This is a genomic window from Acinetobacter sp. 10FS3-1, assembly GCF_013343215.1.
In the GTDB taxonomy this organism is placed as follows: domain Bacteria; phylum Pseudomonadota; class Gammaproteobacteria; order Pseudomonadales; family Moraxellaceae; genus Acinetobacter; species Acinetobacter lwoffii_C.
This window is the reverse complement of the sequence record NZ_CP039144.1, coordinates 361,812-381,015: the sequence shown is the minus strand read 5'-3', so window position 1 is coordinate 381,015 and position 19,204 is coordinate 361,812. Positions and strand designations below refer to the sequence as shown.

At 39.6% G+C, this 19,204-nt stretch carries 14 protein-coding genes; 4 read left to right on the top strand and 10 right to left on the bottom strand.

From position 1 onward, the window contains the following. Positions 1–12: 12 nt before the first annotated feature. From E5Y90_RS15860 to E5Y90_RS15850, 3 genes are read right to left on the bottom strand one after another with little or no spacing between them, the layout of a single operon-like run. Positions 13–789, bottom strand: coding sequence for a DNA adenine methylase (locus E5Y90_RS15860; RefSeq protein ID WP_174660646.1), 777 nt, complete (start codon positions 787–789; stop codon positions 13–15). Positions 790–832: 43 nt separating this feature from the next. Further along, the gene (locus E5Y90_RS15855; RefSeq protein WP_174660645.1) at positions 833–1,285 is read right to left on the bottom strand and encodes a hypothetical protein; all 453 of its coding nucleotides are present in this window, start codon (positions 1,283–1,285) and stop codon (positions 833–835) included. After that, positions 1,260–1,772 (bottom strand): hypothetical protein, encoded by a 513-nt coding sequence (locus tag E5Y90_RS15850; protein ID WP_163146456.1) that lies wholly within the window; start codon positions 1,770–1,772, stop codon positions 1,260–1,262. The genes E5Y90_RS15855 and E5Y90_RS15850 overlap by 26 nt, the downstream gene beginning before the upstream one ends. Positions 1,773–2,196: 424 nt before the next feature. Between E5Y90_RS15850 and E5Y90_RS15845 the strand changes: the two genes are divergently transcribed. Next, on the top strand, positions 2,197–2,973 hold the full coding sequence (locus E5Y90_RS15845; protein ID WP_163146455.1) for a hypothetical protein: 777 nt from the start codon (positions 2,197–2,199) through the stop codon (positions 2,971–2,973). Positions 2,974–2,988: 15 nt separating this feature from the next. After that, positions 2,989–4,095 carry a transglycosylase SLT domain-containing protein gene (locus E5Y90_RS15840; protein ID WP_163146454.1) on the top strand — a complete coding sequence of 369 codons (1,107 nt, stop codon included), beginning with the start codon at positions 2,989–2,991 and terminating at the stop codon, positions 4,093–4,095. Positions 4,096–4,215: 120 nt separating this feature from the next. Here the strand turns inward: E5Y90_RS15840 and E5Y90_RS15835 are convergent, their stop codons facing one another. Further along, complete coding sequence (locus E5Y90_RS15835; RefSeq protein WP_174660644.1) at positions 4,216–4,557, bottom strand: hypothetical protein; 342 nt, start codon at positions 4,555–4,557, stop codon at positions 4,216–4,218. A 510-nt stretch (positions 4,558–5,067) separates the two neighbouring features. Between E5Y90_RS15835 and E5Y90_RS15830 the strand changes: the two genes are divergently transcribed. Then, positions 5,068–6,015, top strand: coding sequence for a hypothetical protein (locus E5Y90_RS15830; protein ID WP_163146452.1), 948 nt, complete (start codon positions 5,068–5,070; stop codon positions 6,013–6,015). A gap of 78 nt (positions 6,016–6,093) precedes the next feature. On the opposite strand, the gene E5Y90_RS15825 is transcribed toward E5Y90_RS15830, so the two are convergent. From E5Y90_RS15825 to E5Y90_RS15800, 6 genes are all read right to left on the bottom strand, one after another. Beyond that, a complete protein-coding gene (locus E5Y90_RS15825) occupies positions 6,094–8,856 on the bottom strand; it encodes a hypothetical protein (RefSeq protein WP_163146451.1) in 2,763 nt (920 codons plus the stop codon). Between the two features lie 135 nt (positions 8,857–8,991). Then, complete coding sequence (locus E5Y90_RS15820; protein ID WP_163146450.1) at positions 8,992–11,271, bottom strand: toprim domain-containing protein; 2,280 nt, start codon at positions 11,269–11,271, stop codon at positions 8,992–8,994. Between the two features lie 585 nt (positions 11,272–11,856). Then, positions 11,857–12,894, bottom strand: coding sequence for a hypothetical protein (locus E5Y90_RS15815; protein ID WP_174660643.1), 1,038 nt, complete (start codon positions 12,892–12,894; stop codon positions 11,857–11,859). 878 nt (positions 12,895–13,772) lie between these two features. Then, a complete protein-coding gene (locus E5Y90_RS15810) occupies positions 13,773–14,918 on the bottom strand; it encodes a hypothetical protein (RefSeq protein WP_163146448.1) in 1,146 nt (381 codons plus the stop codon). Between the two features lie 353 nt (positions 14,919–15,271). Beyond that, positions 15,272–15,772 carry a thermonuclease family protein gene (locus tag E5Y90_RS15805; protein ID WP_163146447.1) on the bottom strand — a complete coding sequence of 167 codons (501 nt, stop codon included), beginning with the start codon at positions 15,770–15,772 and terminating at the stop codon, positions 15,272–15,274. Between the two features lie 86 nt (positions 15,773–15,858). Next, on the bottom strand, positions 15,859–16,425 hold the full coding sequence (locus tag E5Y90_RS15800; RefSeq protein ID WP_163146446.1) for a hypothetical protein: 567 nt from the start codon (positions 16,423–16,425) through the stop codon (positions 15,859–15,861). Positions 16,426–16,609: 184 nt separating this feature from the next. Here E5Y90_RS15800 and topA point away from each other — a divergent pair, with 184 nt between their 5' ends. Next, positions 16,610–19,153, top strand: a complete 2,544-nt coding sequence (gene topA, locus E5Y90_RS15795; RefSeq protein WP_163146445.1) for a type I DNA topoisomerase — start codon at positions 16,610–16,612, stop codon at positions 19,151–19,153. Positions 19,154–19,204: the final 51 nt, after the last annotated feature.

Here is a 19,204-nt window from a genome sequence, read left to right as displayed (position 1 = left end):
GATATTTCAGTATTAGGTTCCAGTAGGCGTTAAACCTTCAAAGAGGTCAAATTGCTTGGTTTTAGGGCAAACCCACAGGCATTCAGCACGAGTTCGCCCTGGCTGTACACGCTTTTTTTTGACCCAACCGTACAACAAATCATAGTATAAGGCATTATCCCACCCGCATAAAATCACTTTACCTTTCACGCAAATCAGCTTATTAATTAGCTCTGTTTCGCGTTTAGAAACATGCTCAGAAGGAAAGGGGTAGTCGATAAAGAAAAGTGTATCAGGGGTGTCGTAAAAGTCGATTACATCCAACGCATCCCTATTTTCTATAATAGTATTTTTTAACCTTTTAGAAGCATATTGAATGACCTTCGGTTGTTGGTTCCAAGATTCTAAACTAGATACTAGATTACCGCTTTGAATATCGCTTGATCTACCATCTTCAAAGAAACCTAATTGGCTACGAATAAATAATCTTCGCGCCTTTTCTATACTGTTCTGGGTATTACGAAATGCCTGTTTAAACTCTTGCCGACTAAATGGCGTATTCTCTACTGCATATATTAGAGATTGAGCTTGCTCTGGCTCCCTTAATATACGGAATAGATTATATAAATCTCGGTTAAGGTCATTATAAACCTCAACTTCGCTTGGTGATTTATTCAAGAGAATAGATGCGCAACCGCCAAATGGCTCCACATAAATTCGATGCTTCGGAAAGAAGCTCAAGACCCAATCACCGATCTTGAATTTACTGCTCTGAATACGAAGCAGTGGGTGAGATATCTTTTTTTGCATTATAGGGGTATCGGCTAACTGCACGGTCACAACAATATAATGCTTAATTTAAGGAATTAGAAGTTGCAGCAGCTCTAGTGTCTTTATTGATCTGGGTCAACTGATCTAACTCATGCGGAAGCGGGGTGTTATTTAGCTTTTTTAAACGCTCATTGATGCGATTCAAACGGTCATCACGAAGGTTTGCCATGCTTTCAGAACCATAAAAAATCCTTTCAATTTCCTCTGGTGTAAACTGGTAAGGCTTCGGCTCTGGTACTTCATCAGGAAGGAAACGTTTTCCCTGTGCAGGGGGGAGCTTATAGAAAGTGTACTCGATCACCTGGACATTATTTTGGATATTGAGTTTTACAGAAAGATTATCTTGGTTTTGAGCAAATAAAGGTACTTCACCTCGAAAAGTAACCTTCTTCTCTTCACAGCCAACCAATAGCATAGCTATAGTTGGTGCGAAGATCACTGGAATCAGCTTAATTAAGTTCCTTTTCTTGAACATTTGTTTGAAGCTTCTCTTCATCGTCAAAATAGTCTAGCCAAGCCCAACTCAAGAGCTTGCAATAATACACTGTCCATTTTGGCACAAAGTTAATATCCACCACATTTTTAATTGCTAAAAAAGGTGGTGTTGGCGCAAAGCCTTGTCCAGACAGATCGCTCCATACACGTTGAGCCACTAAGCCACGGTCACAGAAACCTAACTCGCAAATTAAAGTACGATTTTTATAAAGGAAAAGATAGCCACTACGTTTCGGATTCCTAACGATTCCGCGAACATAATAGTCCTCACCTTCAAAAAGCTTCACCATTTGCTCAACATCATTGATTTGAGCAATCGTTTCTATTACGTTTTTCAGGCGTTGATACATCAGTTGGTTGTTGATCGCTGCATCAGGGTTCTTACTATCGCTACCAAACAAGGTAGAACGGTAGGTACGAATAATTCTCCCCGAATTTACTGACCGTAAACAAACATAATCAGACATTAGACAACCTTGCTCAAAGAAAAGAAAAATTACTTCTCTATATTAAGTAAAACACGCATTAAAAATGCAAAGAATACAGCCTGATATACATTTAATATACGGTTTGTATATACAGACAAACCCCACTTATTCTTAACTTACTTAATGTACCGGACCGGTAAGTACAGTATTTAGAGGGAATCAGATATTAGCACAAAAATAACGGTTTACAGTGTTTTATCGTCATAATGCGAAGATTAAACAGGACAAAGACTTATACTCAAATCTTATTATATTAAGTAACTATTTGATCAAAATATGAAACTACGTCATTTTTTAATCTATAAAGGCATTTTTCAATAAATTAAGGTAATATAATCCGGTCGTCCTGTTAGGCGACCCGATTGAGTGTTTAACCAATCAACCGAAATCATAGAGAATGAAGATGACCTCACATAACCAAAATTCACGAGACAGTGAAATCGACGACTTGCTGCTCCGTAAACAACGACTTGTAGATCGCGTTAATCAAAAAAAGGGTAAACGCCATTGGCTATTTAAAAAAATGCCAATGAAGGCATCAAGTCTGGAAAATCTTTCTAATTCCACAGAAGAACTGGTCAAAACCTTTAAGGCAGCTAATTCAATTGTATGCCCGAAATGTAGTCATGGCATTTTGATGTGCGACCACGAGATCAGCCGTGACTATCCAGGCAAAGTAGAATGGTGGTGCAGTGCAAAATGTGGCTTCAAAGTATTCTCTGAACCGACCTTCAAAGCAGTGCGTGAAGCTGTGAAAGCACCGGCTTATTATATTGCGCAAGAACGCCTTGCCAGTATGACCTCAGAACAAATCGAAAAAATCATCAAAGAACACCAATACAAGAGCAAACTTTTTCGTACCGCAGCTTACGGCTTCCTCTTTATGGCGATCTGGCAGCTCTTCTCACAACAATGGTTCCTGGTTGTTCAGTGGCTAATTATTATGACGCTTGCATATCTGTTCGCTTTAAAGTGGGCGTATCGTGCATGGCAGATCAAATCTAAAAACATCCACCTTAAACATAGTCCATTCATCGGTTGGCTTTTCAACGCGCCTAAATGGTTCTCTCTGAACTGGTACGACGAAAACGAAGAGAAGCGTATACAGTTGCAAAACCTTATTGATGAAAATGAAGAATACGCCAACAGAAAAGAATCCAAACCAAACGGTCGGGCATGATAATAGGGTGATGTAATGGATTTCACAAAAAGACATTTATTTTCTTTATCTGTATTAGCCGTAGCTGTTTGTACTACGGCGCATGCCAATGTACGCGGGATGAACTCTCAGCAATTGGCTCAGTATGCAAACGCTCAGACACAGCAGCCAACCTACAATACTAGCAATCAGTCTGGTGCACGGACTATCCATGATCTGTCAGTAGGTGAAAAGGCATATATTCTGTCTCAACTGGCAATGCTTCAACACAACCAGGTAGAGGAACCGGAAAATACCGGGTTTACCACGGTTCGATTAAAGCCAAAAGGTTCACGTATTTCTCAACCAGAAAAGGTCGAAGAGACCATTGAATCTACCTCCAAAAAACAGGAAGCTCCTGTAAAAGAAGAAAAGGCTGAAACAGCAACTCAACAGACAGAGAATGATCATGGTCATTTAGGTTGGATGGCAAAGGTTTGGGTTCCATCAAAACAAGAACCAACCATCACCACAGCGCAGCAACTTCAAGAACAGAAACGTAAAATCGCCGTAGGACACTTTGGGTCAGCTCAGGTACAACAGGCAAGCTACCAGATGCCAAATAATCAGGTTTACACAGGGCAAAATGTGGTACGCCGATCTAGCAGTTCTGCACCGACTATTGGCACAGGTCAATTCTATGCGCGTGGACCCGCAACCATTCAATGCGTGATTGAAGCAGCTAATAAACATAATGTTCCGGCTCATGTTTTATTGGGTATTGCGAGCAAGGAATATGGTCGCAATGGACAAACTGTGCGCAATACAAATAACTCATACGATATGGGTCATTTTCAGTTGAACACAATCCATTTCAGACCTGGTGAAGCCTTCGGTCATATCAAGATGGAAGATGCACGTTGGCGCGGTTGTTATAACGCTGAATTAGCAGCTTGGCACTTAAACCGTCAGCTCACAAAGAAAGGGAAAGAAGGAGTAGACTTCTGGACACGCGCAGGGGGATACCATTCATGGACACCTGGACCAAACCGTATTTACGTCCACGGTACTGCCAAAAACAAAGGATTGAAGCACTACGCTCAGGAATGGCTAGTTTGGCTCAATAAGAACCCGCAGTACCAGTCTTTAGCTAGAAACTACTGATCTACTGTGATTGGACAATAAAAACGTAAATTTAAGACATTAATGTACAAAGACAGTTCTACAGACAAAAAATAAGCCCCGAAAATCGGGGCTTATTTATAACGAACTATTTGGTATGGCTTATATTACGCGAGTAGTCTCACGGAAGGCACGACGAAATTCTGTATAGTTCATTACGCGAGTTTCTTTGCTGAAAGAAGCCATGTTTAAAGTGTCAAACTCACTGGCCAGTACGTCCAATGCGCCGTTTAGAGCTTCGGCATCCTTGAACAACTGGATAAAAATACGTTTGGTGTTGTTTTTAGGGTTTGTCACCAGAGAAGCAAAAGTATTTGTGTCACGAGCCATACCCGGAACAACAATGTGCACCTGGCTTTTCAGCACAGTGATGTTGGACATACCGCGAACATGAAGTAACGCAGCTTCTAAATCATTCTTGTTAGCGAATGCTACAGTTTTCACGCGCTCCAATGGATTGATAACAGTCGCATCAGAGTAAACGAAAGCATGTAATTCTTTACCGTTTAAGTTCATATTTATTACCTCAATAGTTCGTTGAATATTCCGTATATACAGAACAACTCAAAGATAACAAGAAACATGGCATAAGTCAATATTGTGTTGTGCTATCTTGTGCTGATTTACAAAACTTTAACAAGATATAGTGTCTCAGCTTATCTCTACCCACAATATGTTTGTTTTCTAGCCAAAAAATCAGTCTGTATATACAGATTGGAAGTTTTCAACAAAAAAATCGGCAAACTTTCCCAATTTAACCATGAAGTAGTCACTGATCTGGCTCTAATCTCTGTGTGTTCTTTAATATCATTAGTGGTTTTTTCTTATTGTTTTCAATGAGATTAGTTTTTCCCTCTATGTAGGCGCATGACAGTAGGGTATTATTCATCCATTAATAAAGCGTTCCCGATGTATTTAACTCGGTCTTTAGATCAAGAATAAGCGAGAATATGAATGACTGAACCCTCAACAGACGCATATAGCACTGCCAAAATGCACAGTGATTTATTAGCAGCATACAGCGCAGGGGAAGGAGCTGTATTCAAGCAGCTCGAACAAATACGTTTGCAACTCGATACAAATGATGCAATTGAGCCACGTTATCTTCTGGCGAAAGCATATATCTTTGGCAACTTGGTAAATATCAAGTGGCTCTATTACCACAATCAGTTAAATGACTTCGTGGCTCAAAATATTAAAGATGCCAATACCCCGGTGTACCACCAGAACTACTTAAAGGGCATCAAATACTATTCAGAAATCATCAAGTCATTTGGTGAAACACTGGATAAAGAATCAGATTTTGAAAAATACATTGCTTATGAGCTGTACCGTATTCTCTGCATGTCGTATGATTTTCGCGGGATTCTGAATATCCCATTGCATGAGAGCTTTCCAGTCGAAGTACAAGCCCAATTAAAAGAACTTAAAACAGTTCTGGTACGCATCTTGGGGCAAGTAGGTTATCCGTCAATTCTAGTGGATTACAACGCTTATTTCCTCGCTAAAGAAGAAGAACTAAGCCCACAGCAAATTCTCACAATATTGAGCAACTACGAAACTGTAGTGAATGAGTTTGGCATCCCATTACACATTCAAAACCAGGCGCGTGAAGCTCTCTTCTATATCTACCTTAAAGGAAAATATGGCATTCCTAATGACCAAAAAAAGGCTCTTAGCTACCTAGATTCTTCAACAGACGATAATCTATTAGAAGCTGTAGGATTTGATTTGTATTACGGCGCAAACCCTCTGATTGATCAGGACAAGGCTAAGGCGCAAACTTTACTGTCACGCTGCTATGCAAACAGCAAAAAAGTGAGAGCATGGTCAAAAGTTAATGAACCTACCTGGTATGCGGCATTTGAACGCCGTAGTAATGCTTTGTCGAATTTTTTTTAAATCAACTCCACTTGGAGCCGGCAAATCCCAAAACATTAAAAAAGCCCTCTTTACGAGGGCATTTTTTTCGACGGCGTATTACATTCCCATTGAAGGACTGGATGCTGTAGCTTGTGGTTGTTGCTGAACAGCAGCAGTTTGAGTTTGTTCACGCTCAATACGCTGTAAAGACCGGTTCATGTAGTTATTACAAGATTCAATCGCTGTTTTAACCCATTGAGGTTCTTCATCTGCATGGTATAAGGCACTTACCACTTCACCATATAAAGACTGACGACCAATACGGCTTGTTGCTAAGTTACTGGTGTCTTTCAGGGCTTCGGAAATTGCCTGGATAGTTTCTGGGGCATATTGTTCAGTGCTACCCAAATTGGCAATGATCTTGGTTACAGCATTGTTCTGCAAAAGCATGTTCTGACGCTGTGCATCATCCATTGCAATAACGTGATCGTTAATAAATGTAGTGAAGCGACCTAAATTTTCCCAATGCGGGTTATTGTCCACAATGTCTTGAAGATCAGTAATTAGTTTTTCCCGAAGCTCTGGGTCCGTAGCCACCAATGCAAAACTTTGACTGATCGTATTCTCATTGATTAAGAATTGCTGATCAGTAGAACTCAGCTCACGCACCTTTTCTTGTACCGGTGCTTGATCTGGCATTACCTCTGCCTGAGCAATGATTTCTTTTGCACGATGAATCTCAGACTGATATAACCAGAAAGCTGTGAACAGCTCTGATTTACGGTGATCTAGGTTCTCTGCGCGATCTTGTGGTGAAGCCCCTTTAGGAGCAGATTCAATCGGCTGACGCTCATATTTTGCTGCGGTATCCGCATCAATTACAGGCATCTTGGTTTGTATCTTTTCATTTAATGTTTCTGCACGTACAACAGGTTCATCTTTAGGTGCAGCAGCAGGGGTATCCACTACAGGAGCCGGAGCAGCCTGTTTTGGTTCCTCACGCACAAAACCATCAACGAGCTTTTCACCGCTCACCAGATTTAAGCCTGAATTGCGTACAGCGTTCATATCCACGCTTTGCATCAAACTTGCCAATAGATTAACAGCCGGTTCTTTGGCATTTACCTGGACAGGTGCTACAGGACGGTTCAAGTCATACTGGAATCCTAAGCTTTTATCCAATGGCATATCTTTCGGCAAAACGGCCTTATTAGGTTGCTTAGTTTGTGCCGGCGCAGCAGGGGCATTCTGGGCTTCTTTTAGACGCTTCTCGTACTCTTTATTAAAATTAGCATCCTCAATCTTTTCAGCAATAATGGTGCTGAATTTCACCACATAAGGGCTTTTCAGCTTACCGCCTTCTGGGGGGTTGCGATATTCATTTTGTTCTTCTTTAGAAAGGCTGTTAAAGAAGTTTTCACGTTGAGCATCATAGACATCAACTAAGTATTGGTACTCATTGACGTTGTTCTTACGGCGATCAGCAGCATCAGCCATGACCGACTTAAATATTTCAATTGCCTGTGCCATGCCTTTACCGACTACAACATCATTCCAATCACTGATACCTTTATCAGTTTCCAGAACAGGAGGGGCAATAGTACGAACATTCTTTTGAAGTTCAGGTGCACCAAATGGACCGATCTCAGCGAACACCCGGCATCCAGTTTCAATCCCGGCATTGATACCTAACTTTTCATGTAGATTACTGGCATCGTTGTCGTATGCAATGAGAACAAGAGCATCCTTATTCACTTCAAGAATACGTTGAGCGATCTCAGCCAAATTAAGTGTGTTCACACCAAACAAATGCTGCATCTGGTGCTTAGAATTTGGATAAGCATTTTCGGAAAGCTGTGACAAGCTAATCGAGGTCGCCCAACCTTCGGCAAGTGTATAAATCTTTTTGTTGGGATTAAACTGGCTATCCTCAGGCTTACCAGTTGAATTAATCACCTGGAAACTGCCTTTGGTGACACCATTACTCAACAGGGCTTTCATGGATACTAATTTTTTGCGACCAAAAACATCAGGTCCACTATCATTTTTATTGTAGAAACCATTGAGTAACTGTGCAGAAGTAATCTCATTATTCACATTAATCAAAGGCAACATAAGCTGCGCAAAATTACGGCGCGATTTCGCATTTTCCTTTTCGCTCATGTTGATGAACTTGTCTTCAAGATCAAGAACGGCTGTAACCAAAGCCTGACGTTGTTTTGGTTCTGGGAACTTATCAGCATAGTTTTGATCTACAAAGGCTTTAAGGTCTTTGATATTGATAGCAGTAGTAGGTAGGAATTTGGCTCCATACGCATGCGAAAAGCCCTTATGTTGGATATAAGGATATTTATTCACATGGTTTTTATAATTCCTGAACACATGAATATCGGAAGCACGAGCAAAATCAAATTCAGTATAGACTTTGGCTGCGGTCGCAAGCAGTTCTTTTCGAGCTGCTTCACGTTGTTCTGCAAGCTCGGCATCCCTGGCTAACTTTTCAATTTCAGCTTTACGTTCTGGACTGATTTTTTGCGGTTCTACCTTGCCTGTGCGTAAGCGTTCTTCCTTGTGTTCCTTATAGTATTCAGCAAAGGACCAGGATTGGTTTACGCCATTGGCTGCAAAAGTATTGTAAGTTACGGTACTCCAATACTCGCCTGTCTCGTTGTTAATATTGGGATGGATGACATACATTCCACGACCTTCACCAAACTTGCCGGAGCCGGTCTTAATGTCTGCAACTACTCGTTTACCAAAAGTTGCATCGAATGATTTTTTGGAAAAGTCAAACCCCTTTTCAATCAAGTGTTCCTCAATTGCCTTGTATACCTCGTCAATTGAGTAACCATGAATAGCACTATTGCTAGGTCTGGACATTGGAAACTGCCTTTAGTTTATTGATTTCAAGTAACCCTGAATGGTGCTGACTGCTACCATTTAAGTAAGGCTCTAAATCCAGTATAAAGGCTTAATTATTTATCGCAAGGGCGATATTATATAAACTTGAAAGCCTTATCCTGACTGTGTTTGTAGGTATTTTTCCCACATATTTTCAACTACGCATTTACTCCACTCTGGGGATTCATTTTGCGAGAAAATTCCAATAACTTCTTGCTTAAAATAATGGATAAGGGCAGGGAATTTTGCAAAGATTTTAAAGCCACTTAACACCTGATCTTCATAGAATCGAATGTCCTCTACTTCCTCGTCAATCATCTGATTATGCAGATCATTTACAATTAAATGTAAGGAGCCATCAAGGGCTTGGTGAGCTTGAGTAGATATACTTTTTTCTACTACTGGGAATCGGTCCTCGATCTCAGGATGCGTTTGTATATATGAATCAAAATGTTCTTTAAATTGACGCTGAGTGAGGTTGCATAACTGGATAGGTATATTTTTGCCAAAGCAAAGATTTAAGTACCATAGCCAATATTTTGTAAATGACTTGGCATCTTTAGGCTCTCCAATCAGTTCTTTGTAGTAATGCGGGATTTCGCAGAAGATATCCTGATCTTTAAGTATCTGAATAATGTCATCAGCTACAAGTTTTGCCGGATGTTTTTCAAGATCAAATAGCGGAGCAATCACGCTATCGACCCATACTTCACTATTGTATTGCAAGCAATGTTGACGGATAAACTGTTGGAACTGATCTATAAGCTCTGAATTGCAAAGACGCAAAATATCAATGAGTTTTGAAATATCTGGAACCAGTGAGCGAATGTCGGTATCCATCACCATCCGGGATTCTAATTCACTGAGCATTTTATTGATGTAACGATTTACAAAATTACGAGCGGGGTTATCCATGCGTTGTTCCAGAAGGAAGTCATAGCATGGGGTCTGTTCCATATTAAAGCGGATAATGTTGTCTAATGCTTGGTCGTCAAAGTTATCATTTAGACCTAAACGGACGGCGTTCACCTGAGCCTGTAAATATCGAGTAAAACCACAGGTAGAAACAGGGAAAGCATAGTGATTAATGTATTCCAGGCGATCTGACCATTTCACCGGTTGATGTAAATGTTCATTTTCCAAGTCTTTGTAGGTCGCATGGATAATTGTAGTTTTCATAGCTGCACGTAGAGCATCCTGCGCCACATTGAATCCAGCATACTTCATATAATCATCCCAGTCTGACAGGTCTTTATGCTCTGGAATATCCTTATTAAAAGGTGGCAGTGCTACAACGGCCCCTACTTGTTTTGCTGCACGAGTAGCATGATTCAGTCCGGCATTCACAATCATCTGCAAATTCTTATTATAAGAATCGTGGTCATTATCACCGCAAATATAGATGCTCGCTGAATAATAGGTGTTGCGTAACTGGCGACATACTGGAATGACATTACCGGCATCCCACGCCACAATGATAGGGATGGTTCCTTTAGTCAGCAAGAATAAGGCAAAGCCAGTAGCCCAACCTTCACAGACAATAAACTTCAATCTAGTATTGCGATCTGGATTAGGAAGATCATAATCATAGATCAAGTGGAAGGAACCCGACTTAGTACCTGGTGCGCCCAGAAATAACTTTTGTTTCCCATATTTGGTTTTCTTCGGGAGAATGTACTGGAATGTACGGTACTCCATGTTGAAATCAAATGCCGGAATGATCAGGACGTTGTTACGGTCATAGAAAACTTTATCATCGTCACTTTCTTGCCAGTGCATGATGCGTTTAATCAGTTCTGGCTTAAACAGATTCGGATAGTGCTGCTGAACGAATGATTCTAATTCTTCTTTAGTATATGGAGCCGGGTTAAGGGTTCGCACATACTTCGGGTCAATCCCCTTAGAAGTAGTGTAGGGATGGCTTGTCGTCGGGATAGACCGCCACATATTAAACGCTGTATAAACCTTTGCAGAGTTCGCGGTAAGCTGCTCTTCAAGACGCTGCGCGATCATCTTTTCTTCGCGCTCTTCTTGGCGTTTCAAAATCGACAATTCATCAGCTTTCTGGAACTTGATACCACGGTCATTCTTATTTTTTGCAATGTAGTCAAAATATAAATGCCAGGAGAAAGAGGGACTGTCACCGTGATACCAACCGCAACGACCTTTTGCAATGTCACCGGTTAAATCTAAGACGTACCAACCTGACTTTTTATTTCTATTTTTATTACTTCGATTATCGACCTTAACGTAATGTGTTTTTCCATCTGCGATTACATGCGATTCCTTGCCATTAAAAATCAAGCCTTTCTGGATGCAAAAATCTTCAAAAGCATCAATTATTTGACCGTCACTTAAATTGTGCTCAAATTCCGTAAAGTCTCTTTTAACCATGAAGCGCGTCACCATCAGTTATACAGTGGTTTAAATAAAATCTATAAATTCAATCAATTCAATTATGAGGATATAAAAAACCATTAGCCATTTTCAAAATATAACAATATTTAATATTTAAAAAGGTTCTAAATAGGAATACTATTCGCTTTACACAAATGTTGGTAAAGAAAGATAGTGTTATTAGAAAATATCCTAAATCCACATAATTTATTCACATTTGTATGTTTTCCTAATGTGATCAAAGAGTAGATGACTAGCCAGTAACTTTAAAGTATTGATTAAGTTATCGCATTTTGTTTGAATCAGATTATGAAAAGAGAAGTTTGACTATAAATCAGAACGCTAATTATGAGTTTATAGCCAAACCATACTTCACCTACGGCGCAAACTGCTACCATTTCTACGGCGCGAACTGCAACCGTATCCAATTATCGTGGCGCAAACTGCTACCACACTTTTTGTTTGAGAATTATGGCGCACACAGCTACCAACCTCTCGAACATTGCCTGATCTAGTACACCACTACTGAATCAGGCAAAAACCTTTGTAATACCCCCAATAACTTCAAGTAGATTGCGAAATTTACTTGTAGCTTATTTTGGGTGGTGCTACAGCCATCTTAGATGCGTTATATGCTCGTTCATTCGATAAGAAATGACCCACAACGAAACCGTTGTAGAAGCGATTAACGACAATTTCTTGTAGTTCTATCATTAAAAAGTTTTGTGTCGCGTCGATTTCATTTAACGCAGCACGAACTTGGCTTACCCACTCAGCAATTTCATTCTTGTATGCCACGCGAACATATTGTTCCGTTACCTCGGATGGGGTAGGCATACCATCAATTGCGCGAATTTGTGCATTCTGACTGTAGAATAACTGACCATGAGCTTCACCATCACAGCTAATAGCTGCGCATGCCTTAACGACACTTTCAATGGTGCGCTTGCCTGTCTGTAAACTGAACATACAGATCACACGACACTGGCAGTCATATAGATAGATAGCAGGGATATTGGTGTTATAGCGATCTACTGAAAGAAACTCGCTATCCAGGAAATACATTTTTAAATCGTTATTCAGCTCTACGAGTGCATCAGCAATATTGTCATGTACTGCGCCTAACTGACGCGCTTCAACAAAGCTATCCCAAGATTTAGAAGTGGTTGTTTTATTCACGAACTCTTTAAGAAGAGAAGTGTTTTTACTAACCTCGGTAATGATACGATTTAAGACTGAACTGATTTCAGCATGTAGTTTCTTATATAGAGACTTGTTATCTGTTTCGTCAGTTTCATTTGCTGCCATTTGCTTTTCATTAAGCAACTGAAACGCATTTTTAATAGTGATTGAGTTTTTGTTACCCGCACTGACGGTTAGAAAATAGAAAGAATATTCTTTTTGAAGATGATAGTTGATGTAGTTTGCTACGTCTTTGAATAAGGCTTCATCATTCTCGTATGAATGAAACCCAGATTTGTCGCGCAAAAACTTATTAAGTGCCACTTTATCCAAACGTACACTAATAGAGGGTACGTTTGTACCTAGCAAATCCAATAGATTCGCTTGTAAAGCCGGGGAGCTGCCAGCTTGTATGTCTCGCTCGTGTGTCTGAAGCATTTACTACTTAAACTCTTAAAACAACGTACAACAACGCAATTATTTTGCCATCAGTTCTAGTCACTGCTTAGTGGCTAGTTGCTGTACTGTTCTTACCCTTCAAAAGATCAGCAGCCCGACAACACTGTGCCTGAATAATATAATATGAATAAAATTAAATCCATATAAATTGAGCTTTTTTTACCATTTTTTTTAATGATAAAGGTCAGTTTATTACCAATAAAACAAATCAGCATACCGGTAATTTGTAATCGGTAGTGGCAAATAATATTAATAAACTATCACTTTTATTTTTTTCACAAACTTTCACACTTAAAAAAACAAAAAATCATATAAAACAATATTTTAAATAAAAATTTGTATAAATAATAGGCGCACAAAAGAGGAATTTAATTAATATAGGTTTGTGTTTACAAATATACATTTAAAGGCAAAAATATAATCGCTTTTATAATATTTATATTATCTCAATAATACTTTTAGCTATATATATTAAAATCCTTTATAACGTGAAGCACCCATCTTTATTAATATATAAAATATATAAGTTGGGAGGGTAAATAAGTGATCAAAATCTCGACCAATACCCTAAAATAGTGCAAATATTCAAAAATCGCTGTTCATTTGGTCAAAATGTTTATTTTTTGGCTTAATTCAGTATAACTGTTAAGAGATGTTTAAATATGTGAAATTGATTAAATAAGAGTAAATACTCAAATTATAAATATAGTATAAAAAGTGTATGGAACTTTAATTTTCTATTTTTAAAATTTATATGTCCTTAAAATCACGTATTTTTAGGGGAGATTTTAAAATAAAAAGTAAAAAAAAATCTCCCTTGTGGGAGCTTGCGGGAGATTGGCAAAATGTACTACTAATTAGGTCGGGATTTTTACTGACCTCGTGAGTTCAATCATTTCTTCAAAAGACATAAACTCAGGCTGTTTGATCTCTAATTCACCATTAATATTGATGAACCATTCAAGTTCTGGTGACGTAAATTCCATTCCATGCGTCTTTCTGAGATCGTATAGACGTTTATTTTTACCTACATTAGAAGCTACCGACCACATACGCGGGTTACTTGGAGCTTGAAGCTTGTAGTTTGGCTTATTGCCTTTCATGCTGATAAAGCTTGCTTCAATATTTTTATAGCTCGGCTTAACACCAATATAGTTCTCTGATTCAACTAAAATAGTTGGCTCACAAATCAAGTTGATCAAGCTAAAGATCGGACCGAATACCTGAGTTAAGGTTTCTTCTGTCCAGAATAGATACTCACTTGGGATATTTTTACGGCGAGCATTGATCGTACCGGCGTAACCAAACATGAAACAATCACGAAGCGATTTATCTTCTAATGTATTCGTATTGAACACTGCATAAGGGGCAGGGTTCATAGTGTCATTTTCCTGGTCATAGATTTTATCCATGTCCAATGAAATGATCAGCGAATCCGGCTGCTTGTTACGGTCAAACTCATTCATATAGTTGCGTTGAACGAGTACACCTTTTACTTCACGCCCCAGATACTTGTAATTAGGCGTTTCAATATAGATACACCATTCTGGGAAGTGGTTAATATGTTTAATACTCAGGATTGAACCCGCATTAAGGTTAAAAACACGCTTATAAGAATATGGGTCAATACGGTACACTCCCTGAGAATAACGCCAGGTTGCAAGACAGCTTAATTGAGCGAACATTGCATTGAACATGGTGCGATCTAGGCGGTGATTTGTTAGAGCGGGGCTAAACGGCTCAAGAATGCTCATCCATACTTCTGTTGGGATAAATACAGAATCGTGCCATTCTGGTTTAGCACACGCGAGTTTACGCTTGATGTAAATGCTTTGTGTGCGCTGCCAAATAGTCTGATCTGTGTCAGTAGGTGGCATACTTTTAAAAAGCACATCAATACTGCGCATCTGCAAGACAGGATTGAAAACCTTTCCGGCTTTTCCGGCTAATTCTAAATTAGCAACTAGGCTGCCTAATTTTTCATAGTCCACATTAGTATTCATTTTTTAGTGCAATCCCATATCTAAACTTCAACGCAGATTAAAAAAAGCTGCAAGGATATTATAATACATTTAAACTCTTTAAGCTTTTTTCACCATAAAACATTGACCGAAATAGACAATATTTTCGCTACAATTGTCACAGAAAAATAACTCAAAATAATCATTGATTTTAATAGGTTGTTTTTTGATCAATATGTATAAATTAATGTTTTAGTTGGAATTAATTTTCTATTTTGTTACATATCCACGGACTTATCAACAGGCTTGGCAGGATAAGTCAATTCTTAAACTCTTGACTTTTTTCTCGCATAAAAGTGATCGGATTTCCGATCACCTTTAAGCTCACATCAGGCTTATGATTTCTTTGATTTGCGATAATCCCACGGCGCGACAGGGTGAGGGTCAGCCCATAAACCGCGCTTATTCGCTCGTGCATTGTTTTCATCGACCAATAAAGTAGGGTCTTTCATATATTGACGATAAACCCAAGCATAGCCGTCTTTAACCTGTTTATAGTTTATGCTATTGCGGAATTTCAGTGCCGGAGCCTTACCATTCTGCATTAAATACACTGTACCCAATACACGACCATAACGATCTCGGCTATCTTCCACCACATACACGTACTGGTTGTGAATGTAGCTGATATTTTGGCGAGACTTCTGACCAAATGCTTGTGAGCTTTCCGGTGCATCAATCTGGTTGAAGCGAATGCGTTGTTGTTGGTTGCGACCATCCAAAACGGTAATAGTGTCACCATCAGAAATACGGACGACCTTACCTGAGAAATCTGCGTGAGCTTGCATGCTGCAAGCGATTGTTAAACCAATTGTTATTGCTGATAGACGTTTCATTTATTGCTATACCTTTTTAGAACAGGATAACTTCTCTGTTAGAACAGATTATACCCACAAAACATGGCATAAGTCAATGTTTTTGATTAATTTGATTCTGCTTGTGCTGTTTTAACTTCTTGTTCAGCAAGCTTTCTTAATTGGTCAAACTGTTCTTCACCCTGGCGAGCAACCTGGTTTTTATCCATGTCTTTCATCACCTCATTCATATAGGCTTGGGCTTGTTTACGCTCTTCTTCGGTAAGCACTACTTTTTCAGATTCTTTAGGGTACTGGTTTAAACGCTTATTATATTCATTATAAGTGATACGGCTTTTATCAAGCTCGGCTTCAATATTGATATTCGCCTGACGCGCATTTAAGCAATCAAGGTTTTTATTTACTTGTTTGTCGATATCTTCATATTTGAGTTCACCACCGATGGCATTTACTTCGGCAACTTTACGCTCCACCATATTCAAACAGGTTTTGAGCACATCGTTACGAACAAAGTCATTGCTCTGATACCACTCGACAGTACGTGCTTTTTCTGTGGTTTGGGTTTTAGAAACAATTTCATTTAAACGCGCTTCTTCTTCTGATAATGATTTGTTGCATGCGGTTAAACCAAAAGTAGATATTACAGCGAAAGCGATAGATAGTATTTTATTCATCTTTGAGAATTTTCCGAACAGGTAAAATCGAGCAAAAATATAACATAAGTTCAGCGTATTCACGTAATTAAGTTATAGGTGGATTTGAAAACTATAAAACCAAATTCATCCCCACATTTTTTGATTTCTAATGTATTATCTACGTGATATGACCTGTTAGGCATAGTACGGAGATTAATTAAAGATGGGCGCGAGCGCGAACCTAAAATATTTAGTGATCGTAGAATCACCAAATAAATGCGAAAAAATTAAAGGCTACCTGGATTCTGAATATCCTGGTCAATATGAAGTGATGGCAAGTGCCGGTCATATCCGAGACTTAGGAAAAGGCGGGTTTGAGGATTTAGGCTATACAGTTCCAGGCTTCAAAGGCATTTATGCTATTTCTGAAAGCAAAAAGAACATTGCCATTAAGCTCAAGAATACCGCTCAACGTGTAGAAAAAGTTTTTCTCGCAACGGACTTAGACCGGGAAGGCGAAGGTATTTCCTGGCATTTAAAAGTCTTGCTTGGTCTGAAAGACGCTGACTATGAACGTGTGACTTTTGGTGAGATCACTAAAAATGAAATCATCAAAGCTATTCAAAATCCACGAAAAATTGATATGCACCTGGTCGCTGCCCAGGAAACCCGCCGACTGCTAGATCGTTGTATTGGTTGGGGATTACATCAGGTGGTCCATGATGCTGTCCGTTTCACTTCTAGCGTAGGTCGAGTACAGACACCGGCATTGCGACTGATCGTTGAAAAAGAAATTGATATCCGCGATTTCAAACCTACCGCTTACTATGAGCTGTTCAGCAATTTTGATAAAGGTTGGTCGGCTAAATGGGACCCTAAAGCCGGGGAATCAAAAAACCATTCTTGGTTTAGTCCAGGTCAGGAATACATTACTGACAAGGCAATGGTAGAGGAATTAAAAACCAAAATTACCGATCTGACTGTTACTTCAATCAAAAATAAACAGTCACCATCAGCTCCGGCTAAACCGTTTATTACCTCAACTCTGCAAAAGACAGCCTTTACCCAATTAGGTATGTATCCGGCTGATACGATGAAGTATGCGCAAAAGCTGTTTGAAGATGGTCATATCACTTATCATCGTACCGATTCGCCTAACCTCAGTGATGAAGCCATAGAAGAAATTAAAGCGTATGGGCGTAAAGAAGATATCATTGTAGTGGGGCGTAAATGGCAAGCAGGGGCATCAGCACAGGAAGCCCACGAAGCTATCCGTCCAACCAGTATCTTTAATACTCAAATTCAATTTTCTGACCCAAAAGAAAAGCAGCTCTACGATCTGATCTGGAACCGTACTCTATGTTCTCAGCTCGAAGAAGCAACCTATGATGTACGTGAAGTTCGCATGGAAAAAGAAGTCTTTGTGACCATCAATGGTGAACTTGAACAACGTACAGCGCATTTCGTGGCTCGTGCCAGAAAGCTGATTTCTAAAGGTTGGCTGCAATTCACTGAATCTCAAAAAATCGACCTGAGTGATGAAGAGAAGGCTAAGGAAGAAAAGGAGGAGGAAGCTGCTCTTTTCAATAACCCTATCCCAGATGATCTGAAAGAAGGTGATGTAATCAAACCACTTGAAGTTCAGATGAAATCTCGTCGTACCACAACACCTAAACGCTATAACCAAGCATCGTTAGTTTCTGCACTGGAAAAACTAGGGATTGGTCGTCCATCTACCTACGCAACTATTCTGGCGAAGCTTTATGAGCGTGAGTTTATTGGTGAGAAGAAGCAAAAAATCCATGCCAATCCAAACGGTATCAAGCTGATCGAAACCATCAAGGACCAGTTTAGCTTCGTGAATTACGACTATACCGCGAAGATGGAAAAAGCACTGGATACGATTGCGTCTGGAAAAGCTAACTGGCTTGAGATCATGTCTGATATTCATAAACAGACACTCGAAGTTGAACGTGAGGTTTTTCAGCGTAATGTTCTGGCATCTATTCCACTACATAAATGTACAGAACCTAACTGTAACGGCCGTATGATGCCCCGGCTTTATGTCGGCACAGATAGTAAAACCAAAAAGTCATTTGAACGTGCTTACTGGCGTTGCAACAATAAAGGCTGTGGTCACAGTATGCCGGATAATAACGGTGAACCAGGTATTCGTTGGAAAAAGACCCAGACTGCGCATACATGCCTGAAATGTGAAACACATAAGCTAATCTTGATTGAAGGTAAAGATGATGCAGGAAAAGACCGCGCTTACTATCGTTGCGCCGGCTCCCTAGACAACTCAAAACCGAAGTGTGGTGAATATTTCGATTACATACCAGAGACAGGTGAGCCAAATTTTGAGAAGTGGCGTAGAGATCATACTCACAAGTGCTTGGAATGTGATGGCTATATCCGGTTCCGTAGCGGTGATCGTGATGGTACTCAATGGACTGCTTTTATTTGCGAAAACATCAGTCGCAAAAAGAATCCATGTAAATCCTATTACCCGGTGGCTGCCAACGGTACTGAACCTGACTATGAAGCTTATAAAGCCAAAAAAGCTGCTGCACCAAAAGAAGAGATCGTTGACGGTCATACTGCAAGCTGTACCGGCTCGCGCTGTTCAGGTGAGTTGAAGCTGTACAAAATGTTCAGCAAGAAAAATAACAGCGATTATTTCATGTGGAAGTGCGGTAAGTGTAATCGTCGTTACTGGAATAATGAAGATAATACGATCGGTAAGGAAATTGCTGATCGCAAATAAAAAGACAGGGTGTTTGGATTCTTTTCTGAACATCCTTAATTTGTATATAAT